Genomic DNA, 17116 nt, shown 5'->3' with positions numbered 1-17116 from the left:
ATAATTATTGGTTTAATATCCTGTCTATTTTAACTCTTGTTCTTCGATCATATATCATTGCATGAGTCCAAATAATTCCTTTGGCATTTACCCAAGCAATAGCTTTATTTGTATCGTGTATATATTCAAGAAATAATCTTTTAAAATCATTCTCATAAAAGGTCATACTAAAATCGTCTTTTTTTACCCCCATTTTCTTCAAATTCTTTTATTTGGTCTGATAAATTTGTTTGATTTGGGTCTTGTGAATTGAGTTTTGCTTTTTCTTTATTTTGTTTTTAGGTTTTAGCAAATGTCACTCTATTACCATTAAAAACAAGCATAGGATTGATAAAGTATAAATTATCTGCTCTTCCTCTTGCTACTATTTCATTTTCAAGTAAAGAAGTTAATCCTATTCTTACACTTGTAGAACTTTTATACTGAGTATATTCTAAACATTCATCAGTTAAAAAAATAAATTCATCTTTATTCAGAATTAATTGATTTAAAATATATCCAAACACTTTTATAGCTTGAGGTTTTAAATCAAAAAAAGTGCTAAAATTAGACAAATAAAACTTAGCAAATTGGTATTCATCTACTTCTATTAGACGAATAAATTGAGTGTATCCTAATACTTTTCCACTATTAGGGTCATAAGCTTGTAATAAAGCTTATTGGTCAGTTTTTGTAGCTGTTTTGTATTACTTTACTATTTAATTCATTACATCAAATTATTATTACACAAAAGAGATAAAACTTTTTGTAGGATCGAGTATTCACTATTGAGTTTCTACCCAGCTATATAGATGTTCTAGTAATATCATAAAAGGTGTAATACCTCTATTTAGTTTGAAAATACTTATTATTTACACTATTTTTGGACGGTAGAACAAAACAAAACATTACAATGAAAAAATTATTGCTTTCAGCAACTATCTTGCTTGGACTTTCAACTTGTGCATTTGCTCAATCAACTCCTAAAAACAGTATAGGATTAAGATTTGGTGGGAATAGCGGTCTTGGAACTGAAATTTCTTACCAGCGTGAATTGACTCGTAACAATCGCTTAGAAATCGATTTAGGATGGAGAGATCACAATAACGTTGACGCATTTAAAGTAACTGGATTATACCAATGGGTATGGAATATCGAAGGTTCATTTAACTGGTTTGCTGGTGCTGGTGCTGGAGTTGGAACGTGGAATTACAGTGAATCTTTTGGAGGAAAAAGATATTCTGACAATGGTACTTTTGGACTATTAACAGGAACTGTTGGTGTTGAATATAATTTTGATATTCCACTGCAGATTGCTCTTGACCTTAGACCAGAAGTGTACCTTAATGACTCTTATAGAGATGGTATCCGCGCAGATTTAGGAATTGCAATTCGATACAGATTCTAAGTCAAACCCTACACCTGAAAGCGATTTATAATAATAAAAAGAGGTTGTCAAAATATAATTTTGACAACCTCTTCACTTTAAAAAAACATACATAGTGCGCTTAACTTCAATGATCGCACATAAAAAAACGAAATTAAATTTAATTGAATTCTAAGTTATTCTATTTTCAAATTAGTTTATATTTTAACCAACTACTTTTCACGAGTTTACAATATTCATCAAGCAGCTTACCGTTCACCGATATCAAGAAAAGTAAGCCACTATAATGAATAGCAATTCTAATTTATAGTATTGGGTTATTGTATTACAAAGCTCAAATCAAACCTTTATTTTGATTTGATTCTGCTCAAAGTTTCTTGTGAAATATTGAGATAAGAAGCAACAATTTTATTTGGTAATCTCCTTACAATAATTGGATCTTGACTTAGCAACTGTTTATAGCGTTCGCTAGCATCCATCGTCACCATTGCAAAATAACGACTGGTATTATTAACGTAAGCAAATTCCAAATACTTGCGATAGAACTTCTCCCATTTAGGGACATACTCTAGTAAATTATAAAAATCAGCATGTGTAATAGAATATACTTCACTTTCTTCTAATGCTTGTAAATATTCTGATGAAGCATCACCATTAATAAAGCTCATCAATGCAGTAGCAAATTGATTTTCAAATGCAAAATAACGTGTAGAGTCTTGTCCGGCTTCATTAATATAAAAAATTCGCAAACATCCTTTACATACAAAATAGAGTTTTTGAGTGTTTAAACCCGATGAACTTAGTTGTGTTCCCTTTGCTAATTTTTCATACTGAAAATGAGAAAGAATACGATCTAATTCTTCATCATTGACATCTATCCGATCTTGTATATAGGTTATTAATTGCTTCATCACAGCATTTTATTTTTCAGTTACAAAAGTACGGTAATATACTAAATCTGCTATTGTCAGCACAGACATTCTGTGCTCTTTTGCAAAAGCTAATACTTCTGGTAATCTAGCCATTGTACCATCGTCATTCATCAATTCGCACAAAACAGCTTGTGGTGGCAATCCAGCTAACTTCATTAACTCAATAGCCCCTTCTGTATGCCCATTGCGCTCAAGTACTCCCCCATTTTTTGCTCTTAGAGGGAAGATGTGCCCAGGACGTGCTAAATCACTTGGTTTTGCATTCTTATTACTAGCTGCACGTACAGTAGTTAATCTATCTGCGGCTGACAATCCCGTAGTTACCCCTTCTGCTGCCTCAATAGTCACAGTAAAAGGTGTTTGGAAACGGCTACTGTTCTCTTCTACCATATATGGTAATTCTAATTCATCTGCCTTATCATTTGTCAAACATAAACAAACAACACCACTACAATAGCGAATCATTAATGCCATATCTTGCTCAGACATTAAATGTGCTGAAAAAATAATATCTCCTTCATTTTCTCTATCTTGATCATCTAATAGTAGAACACCTTTTCCACTTTTGACAAAGCTTAAAGCTTGTTCTACTCTTTCTTGGCTATCCCAGCCAAATTGTTTTAAAGTATTTTCTAATTCTTTCATTGTATTTGTTTTGTGAGTCAAATGTCTTGTATATGATTACCTAAAACATTGACCTATGTCAATAAAATAAAAAGAGCACTATTTCATATTTGAATAGTATACAAATATGATTATCCAATTACTGATAAATAGCATCATTACACAAAGCCACTATACCTATTTACTGATAGGGTAAATAATGACCTAAAATTACCATTATTTGACATTTACAGTATACTGAAATTTGAGTAAAACCTAGTGATATCAAGGCTTAATAAGCATTATAGAACAGTTAGTAGGGTTTTTGTTCGGGCACGCTTCGGGAATTGTGCTGGTACGCATTGCAAAAACGGGGTAGTTCCCGAACAAGACTGCAACCGTCCTCGAACGACACTGGGATTGAATGCGAATTAGGAGCTAAAAAAATCAAAAAAAAAAGAAAATAGTATTTTCTTTTTTACAGTTATTTAGCGATAAGAATCACACTTTGATTTGTTTAATTGTATTTAAGCACATCAGTTAGAACACTGATTAACATTGCAAAGATACTGATCTTTAAATCGTTAATGATAGAAAACTATTGAATAATGCTAAAAAAAAATAAGGTCTATAGCGTTAACTATAGACCTTACTTTACATACACAACAAATAATATTATTTCACCTTAATCTTCGTGGTTTAACGTTTGTGAAATCTTATCTAAATTAAGACTATTTGCCATCGCTGAAAAAATCTCATAATAGGTACTCTTGTTATCGTACAATACTTCGTGTTGCCCACTCTCTACTACTCTACCTTTCTCCATCACGATAATATTATGAGCATCTATAATCTGAGAAATACTATGAGAAACTATGATTACGGTACGATTCTCCTTGATCGCATCTAAACTCTTTTTAATCTGCTCAGTAGCAATAGCATCTAAGCTCGCAGTAGGTTCATCCAAAAAGATGATTGCTGGATCCTTAAGAAACAAGCGCGCAATAGCAATACGCTGCTGCTGACCACCAGATAATAATCTCGCATCAGATTCATATCCTTGTGGTAAATCCATTATTTGCTCGTGGATATAAGCTTTCTTAGCAGCTAACTCCACTTCTTCAAAACTTGCCTCAGGATTTCCATAACGGATATTCTCTTCTATACTCCCCTGAAAAATATGATTCTTCTGTAGTACTAGCCCTATATGCTTACGCAATTCTTTAGTATCATAATCCGCTAAATCAATCCCATCTAAATAAATTTCACCTCGCGTCGGGGCATAAAACTTATCCAACAGATTAATCACAGTACTCTTACCTGCTCCACTTAATCCTACCAAGGCGGTAGTCTCATTTGGAACAATTGTCATTGACACCTCTTTAAGTGCCTGAGTACCGTTTGGATAATCAAACGAAACATTCTTAATCTCTATTTTACCCTTCACCTCATCTGGTATATATTTTCCAGTAGATTCTACTTCCTCATTAGCATCAATAATTTCAAAAAAAGTTTCTGAATAAATCATGGCATCATTCACATCATCATAGATACGGTGCAATTGTCGTATAGGCGCAGTAACATTATTAAATAATAAAACGTGAAACATAATTGCACCTACTGTCATTTCTCCTTTTAGTACAAAATAGGCTGTTAACAGTATAATAACCACTAAACCAAATTGCTCAATAAACCCCTTTACAGCATCAAACACAAAGCTCATTCTTCTAGTTTGTAATTGATTTTCTGTCATCTCAAATTGTATATCCTCATGACGTTTAGCTTCTAAGGGTTCTCTTACAAAGGATTTAATAACTGTTATTGAATTAATTAATGATATAATTCCATTATTCTTATTCTCACGAAAACTACGCATCTTACGTCTATATCCCTTTAACTTAGTAGCTTGTAACTGACTAACATAAAAATATAGCGGAATCATTGCAGTACTTACTACACCAACATAAACGTTAGCACTATAAATAAGTATCAATGCAACGATAGCATTCGCAAATAAAGGCAGTATATCGATAAAGAAATTTTGCACTAATCTAGTAATACTACTTATTCCCTGATCTATTCTCGTCTGTAGTTTTCCACTGTCATTATCATCTGATGTATAGAAAGCCATTCTATAAGTCAATATTTTATCAACTACTAATTGCGAAATATCCCTAGAAACGTAAATACGCAATTTTTCGCCATAAAACTTTTGACCAAATTGTATAAAAGCAAGTATTATCTCCTTTACAATTAAAATAATACTATAAATAATAAGCATTTTAAATCCCCAGTGAAGATCTAAAACTCCATTAACTACTTCTGTAAGTTCATCTACTATTCTGCGCAGGATAATTGCATTTACTTGAACAGCGAATGCTCCTACCGCGGTTAATATTAATGTGCCTACTATTAACCCTTTATAGGGTAATACAAAGGGCTTAATCTTCTTAATTACTCTAAACAAATTCATAGTACAAAGATAGATTAGTTCTAAATAAAAACATTTGATTTAAATCAATAAATTAAAATTACTAAAGTCACAATATGTCATTAAATAGCACTAAATTATTTAGAATATATAAAAACAAGTGTTAAGCATGTTTGATTTATATAAAAAAGAAAACTACTTTTGGCTTAAATATAACAATTGATTTTATGAAAAAAATTACTTTATCCCTTGTAGCAGCCCTAGCATTTGGATTTGCTGCCAACGCACAAACACCAGATATTAAGTTTGGAGCTAAAGGAGGATTAAACGTTTCTAACATTACAGACGCTGACTATACTTCGTCACGTACAAGTTTCCATATTGGAGTAGTTGCAGAAATCTTCATTAACGAAAAGTTCTCTATCCAGCCAGAAATTTTATACTCTGCACAAGGTTTTAAAATTGATAGATCTTTTTCTTTCATTGGAGAAAATACTAAAATAGATATGACATCTAAAATGGATTATATCAACATCCCAATTATGGCAAAATATTATGTATGGCAAGGGCTGAACATTCAATTAGGACCACAATTTGGATTTTTAACGTCAGCAAAAAATAAGATAAATGATTTTACTGTTGATGGACGTAACATAGAAGATTATATCAATGAAAATATGCCAAAAGATTTTAAAGATCAAATGAAGACTTTTGATTTTGGTTTAAATGTAGGAGCTGGATATGAATTACCTATTGGAGTATTTTTTGACGCACGCTACAACATAGGTCTTACTAACGTAGCTAAAAAAGAAGAAGGCGAAAAAGTAAAAGGAAAAAATGGAGTATTCCAATTATCTGTTGGATATAAATTCTAGGTATTAGATTCTAGTCAAAATAGAAAAGCTTGCAGTGATGCAAGCTTTTTTTATCCCTATTTTTATTGATTTCTTCAATAATTAGCGTTATCAGATAGCATTATGAGTATCAGTTTAATAAAAAAAACTTATATTTGTTAAAAATTAACAATCACTTTTATGAAAAAAATTACTTTATCAATTGTAGCTGCTCTAGCATTTGGATTTGCAGCTAATGCACAAACACCAGATGTGAAATTTGGAGCTAAAGCTGGTTTGAATATAGCAAATCTTACTGGATCAGATGCAAGTACTTCTTCTATTACAAGTTTTCATGTAGGAGCTGTAGCTGAAATCTTTATTAATGAGAAGTTTTCTGTTCAACCTGAACTTTTATATTCTGCGCAAGGAGCTGAAAGTAAATTTGACTTTGGTTTTGGATCAAAAAAACTTAAAATGAAGTTAGATTACATTAACATCCCTATTATGGCTAAATACTATGTTTGGGAAGGGTTAAATATTCAAGCAGGTCCACAACTTGGTTTTAATGTTAAAGGAAAAATTGAGGGAGAGGATATTAAAGACAACGTTAAAGGTTTTGATTTTGGCTTAAACTTTGGAGCTGGATATGAATTGCCAGTAGGAGTATTTTTTGACGCACGCTATAATGTAGGTCTTACAAATACGTTCAAAAAAGTTGAAGGAGAAGAAATAAAAGCTAAAAATGGAGTATTCCAAATATCAGTGGGATATAAATTCTAATTTTAGATTCTAATTAAAAATAGAAAAGCTTGCATCACTGCAAGCTTTTTGTTTTAAAATAAACCTTTATATTTTAAATATTCATATACCATTAATACTCCCGGTACTTGTATTTCTTCCTCTTTATATTCTTCCAGAGTGTAATACTGTATCCCTCCGATTTCATTAGAAGCTTTTAGTACTTCTTTTTCTAACTGATATAAATAACAGTCTTGCTCCATCATAATATTGAGTTTTTCACCATACGCTGGAGCAGCAATATGAGTGAGATAGAATAACCTATTTTCATCGAGACGAATGGACAACTCCTCTTCTATTTCACGAATAAGAGCTTCTTTACTATTCTCTCCACTATCAACTTTACCCCCTGGTAAGTACCATGCCTTTTTATTATTACTGTAGGTAAGTAGTAACTTGCCATTCTCAATTACTATTAATCCAGCAGTAGCTAAGGGGTTCCACTTTTCATCAACAACAGGTAGATAATAAATATTCATCATTCTACCAGGTACGCACGTAAGAATTTGGCGAATAACTTGCCCTCCTTGCTTTTCGTAATAACCATTAGAATTAGGATCAGCATAAACCTCTATATATCGACTCCCGCTCTGACGAGCATAATCTTTTACTCTATTCATTATTTGAGCACCATAGCCTTTCTTTATATGAGATGGTAATAGCCATAGATGATCAAGATGCATATAATCTTTCTTGTCTTTCACAGCAAAAAATCCAATATACTCCCCCTCGTTAAAGCATTTAAATATTTTAGTATTTGCAAAACTTTCTTCCGTTATTGTCAATTGATCTTTCCATTGTTCTATCAACGTATCTGAATAGCCCCAATATCGTTTTGAGGCAATAGCAGTTTGCGTTAATAATTCACAATCTAGCACAGAGGCTAGCTCAATTGTAATACTTTTCATTAGGCATATATTTTTACAAATCCAAAAATAACAATTCTATATTCATTTGTAGACATTCCTTAAATTTATGTACTTTAGTTTTCTTTTAATTTTCTACTATGATAATACGCACAGCTACTTATGAAGATTTACCTCAACTGCAATTGCTTTATCGCAAGCAATTTAAGGCAATGCATGACTATCAACCTTACTACTTTGCCGATGCTACTCCAGATAAATCATTTCTAGAAGAAGTTATAGAAAGAGAAGATTGGGAATTTATTATCGCAATAGATAATAATCAACTCATAGGAATGGTTGCTTTATTTATAGAAGAAACTCTACCTTATGAATGTTTTATACCTCATCGTTATCTAAACTTTGCAGATATTTTCGTAGAGGAAGAATACAGAAAAAAAGGAATAGGCAAACAACTGATTGATGCTGTAAAAAATTGGGCTAAGGACAAAAAAGTAGATTACATAGAACTTATTGTGTTAAAGCAGAACAGCAAAGCTTATGATTTATATCTAAAAGAAGAATTTGAACCTGTCCATACTGTAATGCGATATAAAATTTAAGTGCTATAAGATGATTAGAACATTTAAAAAGGAAGATTTACAGCAAATTAATAACTTGTATCATACGCTATTTACTAGCCTATCTAAGTTAAACCAGATTACATACAATCTACTTTTCAGAAAGAAGATTTCTTAGATAAAATTGTTAACCAACAAGATGGTTTCATAGGTTATCTCTATGAAGAAAATGATATTGTGAAAGGCTTTGCAATAGGACAAATGCAAACATCTCCTCCATACGATTGCTTTGTACCTTTAACTAATGGATATTTAATGGATATCGTAGTAAATGAAGATTATAGAGGGCAAGGTATTGGTAAACAATTAATAGAAACTATTAAAAATTGGGCAAGAGAGAATGGCGCTGACTATCTAGAGTTAAATGTTCTTGCGAAAAACACAAAAGCCTTTGAATTATACAAACGAGAAGAATTTGAGCCTTACTCCATTTCAATGCGCACAAAATTATAACACAGAAAGAACAAGCCAAAAGCTTGTTCTTTCTTTAGTTGTTTTATAAATTTTCAAAATGCTTTACAATAATATTTGCTGTTTCTTGCGGATGAGACACTAATCCACCATGCCCAGCACCTTGGACAGTTTGAACATTTATTCTGTTATCTATTTTATATAGTTCATCGATTACACCAGGATAAACTGGTATTGATTCACTACCCTTTATTGCAGTTATATGCCCTGTAAAATCTTTTAACTTTGCAGGTTTAATATTTAATCTTTCAGGATCATTTGCTTGATCTACCCATGTGCGGTAACTAGCTAACATAGTACTCCTAGCACGGTCGTCGAAGATATTCTTCCAACTGCCTTTACCAAAAGCTACATCTTCGATAAAGTGAATTGTTCCTAGTTCAATGTCTCCTTGCTCAAGCATCTCCTTTGCACTAGCCATTGCATCCTTTACTTCTTTACCTACTACCTTATACTCTTCATTATTTTTTAAAAGACCAAAAATAGGTGGTTCATATAATACAATACTTTCTGTCACCGCAGGATATTGATTAGCTAATTCTACTACTATATTAGCTCCATAAGAATGTCCTATAAAGTGAGCTTTCTCAAAGCCTAGTTGTTTTATAAGAAGCAAAGCATCATTAACATCTTGAGAAATTGTACCCTGCTCTTTATCAGGCGTTGAAGCACTATGTCCTCTGCGATCATAAAGAATAATAGGATTCTTTAACTCAGTGGCTACATAATTTGCTACTTCTTCCCATGAATGGTGGTCATCCCAGGAGCCATGTACAAATACAATTGGCGTACCTACTCCTTTCTTATATCTAACGGCTAATCCTCCATCTCCAATATCTACTAAATGAAGAGAGGTATTATCTTCAAAAGAATAAGTATTGGTAATTTCTTTATTTATTGAAATATTCTGACCATAACTTATATCAGTGAAAAGAAAAGCTCCTAAAGCTAAACCTATAACTAACCTTTTTAAACAAATAAGTCTATTATAATTCATTTTGTCTTATTTTAAATTACTAGTTAATAAAATACTTTATAAATAATACTATTACTATATCTTATATAATTCCCAATTAAATGAAGTCTCATGAAGTGCAAAAAAATGTGTTGGCAAGTATAGGCCCAATGTACTCAATGCTTTTTGTAAAGCTGTTGTAGTAGTTAGAATTTTGCTTTCTGTTTCTATTAATTCTCTATATACCTCATGTTCTGGATCGTAATAATAGATACTAATTCCTTTGTCAAATACAATAGCTACCTCTTCCTCTATATCACCTGCCCACATGCTGCAAGTATAATAAACTATTGGCGTATTAAACTTTTCATTCAAAAACTTTAGAAAACCAAATAGCTTGCACTGCTGTACAGAAAAGTCAAGAGAGAAAACTATAGGTTCAATATTTAACTCATCTACAAAGTCCCATTTCGTTTCTGTATATAAAGCATACTTCTCATAAAACTCATTATTTCTTGTATCATATCCCGTACGATACAAGGAAGGATTAATAACTAACATTCCTTCATCTGGTAATCCATGCTTAACGCCACTGGATTTATGGTTATCATCATTAAAGAAAACATCTCTTGTCCAATCACTTCTAATTCCATCCAAGTGATTAACAATAAATAACCCTTTCTTTAAATCTGCAATATCAGAAAGATATGTTATCACTTCAGGATTAACCTTCATGTATATTTGATCAGCACTCCAGCTCATTCTACCACTATTTTGTATCTTTAATACTCATTTTTGCAATGATATCTTTTTTATGTTTATCTCCCCATAGTTGTAATTGCTTAACTACATAAAGCATTTCACGTCCTCTATCTGTTAACTCATATTCTACTCTTAATGGCACTTCAGGATATACTTTTTTACTAAGTAGTCCTAATTTTTCTAATTCGCCTATTTGCTTAGTCAATACACGCTTTGGGGCTATAGATATAATTTGATGAAGTTCGCTTGGTCTTAATACTCCAGATTCTAACTCTAGTAATATCCAAACATTCCAACTTTTGGCAAGAATATCAATAGCAAGTCTCACGCTACAATTTTCATATTCTTCTTTGGATTTTATAGTAAACATATTATAAAGTTTTGATAAATAACAAAAGTAATATATTCAGCATCATATAGCGACAATTTTATCACTATATCATTAATTTATCACTAATTGACATGTATAAAAAGTCCTTTTAATTTTACATTAAAATAGTTCAACATGGAAACTCAATCACTAATAATAAAAGGAGCAAAAGAAAATAACCTTAAAAATATAGATATTGTTATTCCAAAGAATAAAATAACAGTTTTTACTGGCGTTTCAGGATCAGGCAAAAGCTCTTTGGTTTTTAAAACCATTGCAGCAGAATCACAACGGTTACTAAATGAAACATATAGTTCCTTTATTCAGCATCGTTTACCTCAATACAAAAAACCTAATGTAGATAGTATAGAAAACCTCAATGTCTCAATGATAATCGATCAAAAAAGACTTGTAGGAAATGCTAGATCAACAGTTGGAACAATGACTGACATTTATACACAACTGCGATTATTATTTTCACGAGTAGGACAACCATTTACAGGATATGCTTCTGATTTTTCTTTTAATAATCCGAAAGGAATGTGCCCTTATTGCCAAGGATTGGGTAAAACTACGATTATTGACATTGATGCTCTACTAGATAAAAATAAATCATTAAATGAGGGAGCCATTAAGTTTCCAACATTTGAACCAGAAGGTTGGAGATGGACAAGATATGTGTATTCTGGATTATTTGATAATGACAAAAAACTAAAAGACTATTCTGACGAAGAATGTTATAATTTATTATACCTAGATAATATTAAACTCCCTAATGCTGATAAGCGTTTTCCAAAGACTGGTGTATATGAAGGTATAATACCGCGATTTGAGAGAAGTTTTATAGAGAAAGAGTCAAAAGAAATTCAGGGTAAAAATGCCAAAAGATTTAAAGAAGTAACAAAAATATCTACTTGTAATCATTGCAATGGCAGTAGATTAAATGACACTGTACTAAAATGTAAAATCAATGGATATAATATAGCGGATTGCTGTCAATTAGAAATTGTAGAACTATTAAGTTTTATTAAAACGGTACATAATGAAACAGTTGTACCTTTACTATTACAACTACAAGATATATTACAATCATTAATAGACATAGGTCTAGGGTATCTAAATCTACACCGCGAAATATCCACTCTCTCTGGTGGTGAAGCACAGCGTCTTAAACTAGTGAGACATTTAAAAAGCAGTTTAACTGGTTTAATATATATTTTTGATGAACCAAGTGTAGGTCTTCATCCCCATGATGTTACTAAACTTAACAACATCTTTATTAATTTAAAAGAAAAAGGAAATACAGTACTAATTATAGAGCATGATCCAGATGTTATTGCAATTGCCGATAATATTGTAGATATAGGTCCTCATTCAGGCACTAATGGTGGTGAAATTTGCTATATGGGAGATTACAAAGGTTTAAAAGCATCCCATACATTGACTGGGCAATATCTCAGAAAAGAGAAAACATTAAAAAAGAGTAGTATTGATAAGCAAGCTAAATTTATCCATTTAAATAACCTTACTACTAATAATTTAAAAAACATTAATATTAGTATTCCTCTTCATTATTTAACTGCAATAACTGGTGTTGCGGGATCAGGTAAAAGCTCATTAACTAAGAATATCTTAAAGAGCCAAAATAATGTAGTGTATATAGATCAATCTCCTATACACAGTAGTTCGAGATCTAGTATTATGACGTATTTGAATATAGCAGAGAACATAAGAAAAGAAATAGCAAATGCCAATCATATTAGCCATAATTTACTTAATAATAACTCTACTGGAGGATGTCCATTATGTAAAGGAAAAGGTATTATAAAAACAGATTTAGCATTTATGGAAACTGTTGAAACAGTTTGTGAACAATGCAGTGGAACAGGATTTACAAAACAAGCATTATCCTATAGATATCTTGGTTACAATATTTCAGAGATCATGAGACTTACGATAGATCAAATAGTAAGTATATTTAAAAAATCAACTATAATTGAACCCTTACTATTAATGAAAAAAGTAGGTCTTTCCTATCTTTCACTAGGTAGAACATTAGATACACTTTCTGGAGGGGAATTACAAAGATTAAAATTAGCCAAAGAGCTTGAAAAAAGTGGGAATATATATCTGTTCGATGAACCTACTACAGGTTTACACGGGACGGATATAGAAAAGCTGATAAAGCTATTTAATCATTTAATAGCTGATAATAATACTGTAATTATCATTGAACACAACTTAGATGTAATAAGTCAATCAGATTGGATAATTGATTTAGGATTAGGTGGTGGTAGCGAAGGAGGAAGTATTATTTATCAAGGAGTATCAAACGAAGTTATTAATGACAAAAAATCATTAACAGGAAAGTGTCTAAAAGAATATATAAAACACTAAAGTAAAGAGGTTGGAACATTAGTTTAAAATGATCCAACCTCAACTCATAATTTGGTTTAATTGCCTAATCTAATTTCTCTATTTAATTGTAATTCCTCTATAAAAGATTGATCGTGACTAACAATTACTAAAGTACCGTTATAATTTAATAATGCCTGCGTAAGGTTATTCATTCCTTGTATATCTAAATTATTTGTAGGTTCATCTAATAATAAGACATCTATAGCTGGATATAAAACAGATAGACAACAAAGCGAAACTTTTAATTTCTCTCCCCCACTTAAACTTTCAATCTTATTGTTCCACAACTCCACAGGGATACCGTACTGAAATAATAAATTATTTAGCCTCTCAACAGTATATGAATCATTCTTAAAACGTAACAATTGTTCTGATACTGTAAGTTCCCCATTAATAAGAGAGTAAAATTGGTCTAGATACACTACCGTACAATCACGCTTCTCTAATATACCATTAGTCACGGTTAACTTCTGGAGTAATAAATTAAATATAGTAGATTTACCAGAACCATTAGCATCACTTAAAAGTACTCTATCTCCACTTTTAATTGTAAAACTCATGTTCTTCTCAAATACATTTTGTTTGCTATGCTCATATTTATAATTGATATCATTTGCAATCCACAGTACCTTATCATTTTGAAAAAGACTATTTGGAAAGCGTATATCTATTACCCTATTTGCTATTATCTGCTGTTTTAAAGCAGTTTTATCCCCTAGTAGATCATTTGCCTTTTGCTGAAGAATTTCTTTTGATTTAGCAGCACTATTTTCTGCTTTATTCTTTAGCGTATTAATCACAATTTTTGGTAATCCCGCTTTTTTTTCTTTCTTCTTATTTTGACTTTTTTCTTTTACCTGCTGCTTTATTAATTTTTCTCCTTCAACTTTTGCTTGCTTTATTTCTTTCGATAGATGATCTAATTTTTGCTCTAGACTAGCTTGCATGCCTTCTTTCTCCTGTTTATAAAAATCATAATTTCCTCCAAATTTTCTAATACCTATAGACGATAGTTCTAGAGTTGTCGTTTGTTGATTAAGTAAAGTTCTATCGTGGCTAACTACTAATACGGTTCCGTTGTATTTTTTTAGAAAGTCATAAAAAAGTTTGCGTGTAGCCCAATCCAAATGATTGGTAGGCTCATCCAATAACAATATAGATGCTTTACACAGCATTAGTGCTGCAAACTGTACTTTTGTTTGTTGTCCACCACTTAGAGTATGGTAGAATGTATCTAATGAGATATTATTTAATCCCCAATAATTTAAGGCTACCTTAATTTGCTCTTCTATATCCCAATCATCATTGAGAATATCAAAATACTTAGGATTACTAGAACCTTTTGTTATTTCATCTAAAGCTTCTAATTTTTGAGTTACACCTAGGATGTGCTTTATAGTGATATTATCTTTATAATGGTTATTCTGTTTTAGATAAAAGAAATCTCCATTTACCTTAATATCTCCCTGGTTATAAGATAATTCGCTTGCTATTAGTTTCAGTAAGGTACTTTTACCGGTACCATTATTACCTATTAGATTAACTTTCTCACCTGTATTTACAATGAGATTAAGATTGGAAAATAGTAAAGATTTATCAGGATGTTGATAAGATAAGTTTGTTATAACTATACTCATAGTCTAATTAATTGATGTGAATAATAATTATGTGGCCCGTACACCACTCCTCACGGTCAATGAATATTATATATACACGATTCTAAGTATTAGATAATCGATATGATTATCAATTTGATAATGATTTTAACCACTCACTAAGATTTCTCAATCTTCTATATGTTGGTTAACAAACCAACTATTACTTAGATGTATACATTCAGACTATATTTCGTTAATACTTCCGCAAAAGTATAAAGTTTATTTCAAATTATAAAATATTGGTGATCACTACAAATTTGAAATATTCAATAGCAATATTATATTTGCTCTCAATATCACAAAAAACATACAGAATGAATAATTTAACTAACCGTTATAGCACTTTAGCCTCTTGGGTTTACCATCTAGATAAACCTATTGGTAGAAGTTTTGGGGATATAGAATATTACTATGAAAGATTAAAAGATATCAAAGGTCCAATACTAGAAGCTGCTGTTGGCAATGGTCGTATTCTACTTCCTTTACTAGAAAAAGGTCTAAATGTATTTGGTTTTGATGCCTCTACTGAAATGCTAAATTACTGTAAAGAAGAATTAAGAAAACGATCTCTAAATACCACCTTACAATTAAAGCGTTTTGACGATTTTTCTTTTGAACAAAAATTTGAAGCTATTATTATTCCAGCTGGCTCATTTCAACTTATCACAGATGTCAATGAGGCTATTGAAGTTCTAAAGCGTTTTAAAAATGCACTAAATGAAGGAGGTAGATTAATTCTTGACTTATCTCCTTTGTCTGCATTAGCAGAACCAACAATGAATGCTAGACAGTGGAACATTGAGAAAGGACTCTTGACTCTAACTGAATCTAGAGTTGAGGTAGATTATATTAATCAAAAGACAATCTCTCAATTACGATATGAACATTGGACAAATGATGAGGGATTAATCCAAACAGAACTTGACTTATTTGCACTGCGTTTCTGGGGCGTAAAAGAATTTGAATTAGCATTAAAACTAGCTGGTTTTACAACTATTAGTTGCTCAAGTAACTATAAGTATGCACAAGCACTAGATAGCGAAACACATACTATTACATTTGAAGCGATCTAATCTATAATTCAATAATAGTTAAAACCCTCAAATAGATATTATTATCTACTGAGGGTTTCTTAATTATATTTATTTAAATCTGCCTATAACTGATATTCCACTTTTGACTTTATCTCCTAGCTTAGCTTCTATTATAGTATCTAGTGGTAATAATAAATCTACTCTAGAACCAAACTTTATAAATCCCATTTCTTTATTTTGTCTTGCGACTTCACCAACTTTTAAATAGTTTACAATACGATTAGCCAAAGCACCTGCTATTTGTTTTGCTAAGACTAATTTGCCATTTTCATGTTGATACACTACGGAATGACGTTCATTTTTAGTAGAAGATTTTGGATGCCAAGCTACTAAGTTTTTACCTTTGTGATATTTACTATAAATTACTTTCCCTTCTATAGGGTTTCTATTAACATGCACATTGAAAACACTCATGAAGACTGATACTTGAAGGCGTTTATCATTAAAGAACTCATCAGCCTCTACTTCTTCAATTACTACTACTTCCCCATCGCAAGGTGCTAAGATAAGATTATCATCCTCTATTAGTATTCTGTTTGGAATTCTAAAGAAACACACAATTATTATGGCAATAATTGTCGTTAAGCTTATTAGTAATCCACTTATAATTAAATAACTACTGAAATAGGTATAAACTACTGAATTTACAATTAACCATATTACTAAAGTTAATAATATAGTCTTTCTGCCTTCTTTATGTATCTTCATTCACTTCAAATTTAAATTTGCATTAATCTTACCTCAATGTTGGCTCTTTATTTTTGAGGTTCCTACTGGATTCGAACCAATCTATAGATTATTGCGTAATCTAGCCTATCCTCTCGGCCAAGGAACCTTGTTGTTACTTTATCAGACTTTAAAATAATGTTAACTATATAATACAAAATATTGAGGTTCCTACTGGATTCGAACCAATCTGTAGATTATACTACGTGT

The 17116-nt window shown here is 31.3% G+C and carries 18 protein-coding genes; 7 read left to right on the top strand and 11 right to left on the bottom strand.

What is annotated here, in order from left to right; all coding sequences use genetic code 11:
* Positions 1–4: 4 nt before the first annotated feature.
* Positions 5–193 carry a hypothetical protein gene (locus RH98_RS12100; protein WP_010255151.1) on the bottom strand — a complete coding sequence of 63 codons (189 nt, stop codon included), beginning with the start codon at positions 191–193 and terminating at the stop codon, positions 5–7.
* Positions 194–278: 85 nt separating this feature from the next.
* Positions 279–590, bottom strand: a complete 312-nt coding sequence (locus RH98_RS15315; protein WP_262491731.1) for a replication/maintenance protein RepL — start codon at positions 588–590, stop codon at positions 279–281.
* Positions 591–892: 302 nt separating this feature from the next.
* Here RH98_RS15315 and RH98_RS12090 point away from each other — a divergent pair, with 302 nt between their 5' ends.
* On the top strand, positions 893–1387 hold the full coding sequence (locus RH98_RS12090) for a hypothetical protein (RefSeq protein ID WP_010255147.1): 495 nt from the start codon (positions 893–895) through the stop codon (positions 1385–1387).
* A 326-nt stretch (positions 1388–1713) separates the two neighbouring features.
* Here RH98_RS12090 and RH98_RS12085 read toward each other — a convergent pair whose 3' ends face one another.
* The 3 genes from RH98_RS12085 to RH98_RS12075 form a co-directional block, all read right to left on the bottom strand.
* The gene (locus RH98_RS12085; protein WP_010255144.1) at positions 1714–2277 is read right to left on the bottom strand and encodes a Crp/Fnr family transcriptional regulator; all 564 of its coding nucleotides are present in this window, start codon (positions 2275–2277) and stop codon (positions 1714–1716) included.
* A gap of 9 nt (positions 2278–2286) precedes the next feature.
* On the bottom strand, positions 2287–2943 hold the full coding sequence (gene ribB / locus RH98_RS12080; RefSeq protein WP_010255143.1) for a 3,4-dihydroxy-2-butanone-4-phosphate synthase: 657 nt from the start codon (positions 2941–2943) through the stop codon (positions 2287–2289).
* A gap of 643 nt (positions 2944–3586) precedes the next feature.
* Entirely contained in the window at positions 3587–5374 is a 1788-nt protein-coding gene (locus RH98_RS12075; protein ID WP_010255140.1) for an ABC transporter ATP-binding protein, read from the bottom strand.
* A gap of 185 nt (positions 5375–5559) precedes the next feature.
* Here RH98_RS12075 and RH98_RS12070 point away from each other — a divergent pair, with 185 nt between their 5' ends.
* Both RH98_RS12070 and RH98_RS12065 read left to right on the top strand, forming a co-directional pair.
* Positions 5560–6207 carry a porin family protein gene (locus RH98_RS12070; RefSeq protein WP_026038885.1) on the top strand — a complete coding sequence of 216 codons (648 nt, stop codon included), beginning with the start codon at positions 5560–5562 and terminating at the stop codon, positions 6205–6207.
* A gap of 159 nt (positions 6208–6366) precedes the next feature.
* Positions 6367–6948, top strand: a complete 582-nt coding sequence (locus RH98_RS12065; RefSeq protein WP_010255134.1) for a porin family protein — start codon at positions 6367–6369, stop codon at positions 6946–6948.
* A gap of 53 nt (positions 6949–7001) precedes the next feature.
* On the opposite strand, the gene RH98_RS15470 is transcribed toward RH98_RS12065, so the two are convergent.
* Positions 7002–7874 carry a GNAT family N-acetyltransferase gene (locus tag RH98_RS15470; RefSeq protein WP_010255132.1) on the bottom strand — a complete coding sequence of 291 codons (873 nt, stop codon included), beginning with the start codon at positions 7872–7874 and terminating at the stop codon, positions 7002–7004.
* 98 nt (positions 7875–7972) lie between these two features.
* On the opposite strand from RH98_RS15470, the gene RH98_RS12055 reads away from it, so the two are divergent.
* Positions 7973–8434 (top strand): GNAT family N-acetyltransferase, encoded by a 462-nt coding sequence (locus RH98_RS12055; protein ID WP_010255131.1) that lies wholly within the window; start codon positions 7973–7975, stop codon positions 8432–8434.
* Positions 8435–8536: 102 nt separating this feature from the next.
* Positions 8537–8905, top strand: a complete 369-nt coding sequence (locus RH98_RS12050) for a GNAT family N-acetyltransferase (RefSeq protein ID WP_081498628.1) — start codon at positions 8537–8539, stop codon at positions 8903–8905.
* Positions 8906–8948: 43 nt separating this feature from the next.
* Here RH98_RS12050 and RH98_RS12045 read toward each other — a convergent pair whose 3' ends face one another.
* From RH98_RS12045 to RH98_RS12035, 3 genes are read right to left on the bottom strand one after another with little or no spacing between them, the layout of a single operon-like run.
* Positions 8949–9920: an alpha/beta fold hydrolase gene (locus RH98_RS12045; protein ID WP_010255126.1), complete on the bottom strand. Its 972-nt coding sequence runs from the start codon at positions 9918–9920 to the stop codon at positions 8949–8951.
* A gap of 54 nt (positions 9921–9974) precedes the next feature.
* Complete coding sequence (locus RH98_RS12040) at positions 9975–10640, bottom strand: hypothetical protein (RefSeq protein ID WP_010255123.1); 666 nt, start codon at positions 10638–10640, stop codon at positions 9975–9977.
* A gap of 7 nt (positions 10641–10647) precedes the next feature.
* Positions 10648–11010 carry a winged helix-turn-helix transcriptional regulator gene (locus RH98_RS12035; RefSeq protein WP_010255120.1) on the bottom strand — a complete coding sequence of 121 codons (363 nt, stop codon included), beginning with the start codon at positions 11008–11010 and terminating at the stop codon, positions 10648–10650.
* A gap of 135 nt (positions 11011–11145) precedes the next feature.
* On the opposite strand from RH98_RS12035, the gene RH98_RS12030 reads away from it, so the two are divergent.
* Positions 11146–13407 carry an ATP-binding cassette domain-containing protein gene (locus RH98_RS12030; RefSeq protein ID WP_010255118.1) on the top strand — a complete coding sequence of 754 codons (2262 nt, stop codon included), beginning with the start codon at positions 11146–11148 and terminating at the stop codon, positions 13405–13407.
* Positions 13408–13463: 56 nt separating this feature from the next.
* On the opposite strand, the gene RH98_RS12025 is transcribed toward RH98_RS12030, so the two are convergent.
* Complete coding sequence (locus RH98_RS12025; protein ID WP_010255116.1) at positions 13464–15065, bottom strand: ATP-binding cassette domain-containing protein; 1602 nt, start codon at positions 15063–15065, stop codon at positions 13464–13466.
* 335 nt (positions 15066–15400) lie between these two features.
* On the opposite strand from RH98_RS12025, the gene RH98_RS12020 reads away from it, so the two are divergent.
* Positions 15401–16159, top strand: a complete 759-nt coding sequence (locus RH98_RS12020; protein WP_010255113.1) for a class I SAM-dependent methyltransferase — start codon at positions 15401–15403, stop codon at positions 16157–16159.
* A 69-nt stretch (positions 16160–16228) separates the two neighbouring features.
* On the opposite strand, the gene RH98_RS12015 is transcribed toward RH98_RS12020, so the two are convergent.
* Entirely contained in the window at positions 16229–16888 is a 660-nt protein-coding gene (locus RH98_RS12015) for a phosphatidylserine decarboxylase family protein (RefSeq protein WP_010255111.1), read from the bottom strand.
* Positions 16889–17116 lie beyond the last annotated feature (228 nt).

The sequence above is a fragment of the Myroides injenensis M09-0166 genome (genome assembly GCF_000246945.1).
GTDB lineage: Bacteria > Bacteroidota > Bacteroidia > Flavobacteriales > Flavobacteriaceae > Flavobacterium > Flavobacterium injenense.
The sequence above is the reverse complement of the archived record's forward strand: the minus strand, read 5'-3'. Positions and strand labels throughout refer to the sequence as shown.

Coding starts and splice junctions, on each gene's coding strand:
- RH98_RS12100 (WP_010255151.1), bottom strand. CDS start 193: ATGGGGGTAAAAAAAGACGATTTTAGTATGACCTTTTATGAGAATGAT.
- RH98_RS12090 (WP_010255147.1), top strand. CDS start 893: ATGAAAAAATTATTGCTTTCAGCAACTATCTTGCTTGGACTTTCAACT.
- RH98_RS12085 (WP_010255144.1), bottom strand. CDS start 2,277: ATGAAGCAATTAATAACCTATATACAAGATCGGATAGATGTCAATGAT.
- ribB (WP_010255143.1), bottom strand. CDS start 2,943: ATGAAAGAATTAGAAAATACTTTAAAACAATTTGGCTGGGATAGCCAA.
- RH98_RS12075 (WP_010255140.1), bottom strand. CDS start 5,374: ATGAATTTGTTTAGAGTAATTAAGAAGATTAAGCCCTTTGTATTACCC.
- RH98_RS12070 (WP_026038885.1), top strand. CDS start 5,560: ATGAAAAAAATTACTTTATCCCTTGTAGCAGCCCTAGCATTTGGATTT.
- RH98_RS12065 (WP_010255134.1), top strand. CDS start 6,367: ATGAAAAAAATTACTTTATCAATTGTAGCTGCTCTAGCATTTGGATTT.
- RH98_RS15470 (WP_010255132.1), bottom strand. CDS start 7,874: ATGAAAAGTATTACAATTGAGCTAGCCTCTGTGCTAGATTGTGAATTA.
- RH98_RS12055 (WP_010255131.1), top strand. CDS start 7,973: ATGATAATACGCACAGCTACTTATGAAGATTTACCTCAACTGCAATTG.
- RH98_RS12045 (WP_010255126.1), bottom strand. CDS start 9,920: ATGAATTATAATAGACTTATTTGTTTAAAAAGGTTAGTTATAGGTTTA.
- RH98_RS12040 (WP_010255123.1), bottom strand. CDS start 10,640: ATGAGCTGGAGTGCTGATCAAATATACATGAAGGTTAATCCTGAAGTG.
- RH98_RS12035 (WP_010255120.1), bottom strand. CDS start 11,010: ATGTTTACTATAAAATCCAAAGAAGAATATGAAAATTGTAGCGTGAGA.
- RH98_RS12030 (WP_010255118.1), top strand. CDS start 11,146: ATGGAAACTCAATCACTAATAATAAAAGGAGCAAAAGAAAATAACCTT.
- RH98_RS12025 (WP_010255116.1), bottom strand. CDS start 15,065: ATGAGTATAGTTATAACAAACTTATCTTATCAACATCCTGATAAATCT.
- RH98_RS12020 (WP_010255113.1), top strand. CDS start 15,401: ATGAATAATTTAACTAACCGTTATAGCACTTTAGCCTCTTGGGTTTAC.
- RH98_RS12015 (WP_010255111.1), bottom strand. CDS start 16,888: ATGAAGATACATAAAGAAGGCAGAAAGACTATATTATTAACTTTAGTA.